Below are 1973 nucleotides of genomic sequence, written 5' to 3'. Positions count from 1 at the left end.
CGCGCCCTTGGCGCGCGGCTCGGCCCCTAAAGTCCCCATCTGGAAACCCCTCGGGGAGACTACGGGTCAGACGGGTAGGCAGTTGCTCAGCTTTTAGGGGTAAGCCGGACGCCCGGCGCGTCTCCAAGAATAACCATCGATTGAGCGGAAGAAGCAGGGCCTTACTGCTTCCTGGGTAGGGGGAAGGGGGCAGTGAGCGGGTGGAGGGGCAGCGATGAATGCAGATGACGCTCAATCGATCGCCTCCGCAAGACGGCGGGCTCAGGGGCCGATCCCGCGATCCCCGGACACCTCGTTTTGGCTCCTGAGCGTCCTCGCTTTTGGGGTTTTCATCGCCGCAGATGACCTCACCGTGGTCAGTGCCATGCTTCCCCATATGATCGTGGACTTCGAGATCCCGATCCCCTCGGGCCTGAAGGATGCCTCCTGGATCGTCTCCGCCTACCTGATCGCTTATGTAGTGGCGATGCCCCTGTTCGGGCGACTCTCCGACCGCTACGGACGCCTCCAGGTTTACACCGCTTGCATGGCGCTCTTTCTCATCGGATCCATTGGAGTCCTGCTGGCCCGGAATCTTCCCGTGTTGATCATCGCCCGGGCCTTGCAGGCCTTCGGTGGGGGCGGGGTGGTGCCCATCGCGATAGCGACGGTGGGGGATCGCTTCCCTGAGGGACGCCGGGGGCCGGCCATCGGGGTGCTGATGGTCGTGGACACCCTGGGGTGGATCTGGGGGCCGCTGTATGGATCGCTGTTGATCCGCTACGGCCCGGACGTCGGACGGTGGCTGGCGGAGACCTTCTCTTTCCCTTCCGCCGTAGCGAGCTGGAGCTGGCAGTGGCAGTTCGCCCTGAACATCCCACTCTCCCTGGCTGCCCTCGTGATGGCCTGGATGGCCCGCTGGGCCTTGGCCGCGGCTCCGCCGGAGGCACCCCCCATGGACTGGCCAGGGGCTGGGTTGTTGAGCGGCAGCTTGGTGGCGCTCCACATCGGGATCATTCGGAGCGGAGGTTCGATGGAGGTCGCTTCGACCGGCCCACGTCCGCTGGTGGATGCCCCGTTGTGGGGTGGGTGGCCTTGGCTGATGGGGAGCAGCATCGGCTTTGCGGTTTTCGCCCTCTACGAGGCTCGCCGCACCGCCCCGTTGATCCCGGCTGCGCTGTTCCGACGACGGAATTTCGTCCTGGCCGGCTGCATCAATCTGCTGGCCGGCGTCGGGCTGATCACGCCGATGGTGCAAGTTCCTCTTTTTATGAACACCTTGCGGGCCTGGGGAAGCACCCCGGAGGAATGGATGGGGAACGCCGCCCTCCTCAGCGGCCGGGTCCTCACCAGCCTGACCTTGGCGATGGCGTTGGGATCCCTCGCCGGGGGGTGGGGTAGCCGCTGGGTGGGCCATCGTGGGCTGGCCATCCCCGGGATCGCCCTGGCCGGGCTGGGCCTGCTGGGGGCGGCCAGCTGGCGGATCGACGAGCCGCTCCCAAGGATGGTTGCGCATATGGCGTTGGTGGGGGTTGGGCTGGGGGTGACGACGACAGCCATCGGGGTGGCAGGCCTGGATGCCGCTCCGGCCGAGGGCCGGGGGATCGCCTCCGGGTTGTTATTGATCCTTCGCCTAATCGGGATGAGCGTGGGCCTGGCATGGATGGCGACGTGGGGGACTTCGCGCTTTCAGGCGTTGGCGGCGGCCTATCCGCTGGAGGCGCTTCCGGAGGCGCTGCCCGGGATCACGTTGACCATTATCCAGGAAACCTTCCGGTTGGCGGCCACGGCGATGGCGATGGCGATTCCAACTGCGATCTTCCTGCGCGCAGCGGGCCGTCCCGTGCGGCGTTCGGTGTAGGTCCATCGTATGGATCCTCTGGGTTTGTAGAGGTAAGCCTTGTGCCCACCCCTACTGCTTCATCCAGATTTGATTTTTCGATAAGACCCCATGCCCTCTCTGGGGGTCTTTGGGGGCTGGGGGCCGCCGAAGG

General features: G+C 65.8%; 1 protein-coding gene. It reads left to right on the top strand.

From position 1 onward, the window contains the following. Nucleotides 1–214: 214 nt before the first annotated feature. On the top strand, nucleotides 215–1840 hold the full coding sequence (locus ACFMO5_RS09530) for an MFS transporter (protein WP_376792515.1): 1626 nt from the start codon (nucleotides 215–217) through the stop codon (nucleotides 1838–1840). Nucleotides 1841–1973 lie beyond the last annotated feature (133 nt).

The organism is Thermoflexus sp. (assembly GCF_042408365.1).
Lineage (GTDB): Bacteria > Chloroflexota > Anaerolineae > Thermoflexales > Thermoflexaceae > Thermoflexus.
Note: the sequence above shows the minus strand (reverse complement) of the source record. Positions and strands in the feature narration are given on the sequence as shown.

Bases quoted from the DNA above. Each gene is read 5' to 3' on its own strand.
- ACFMO5_RS09530 (WP_376792515.1), top strand. From the start codon at position 215: ATGAATGCAGATGACGCTCAATCGATCGCCTCCGCAAGACGGCGGGCT.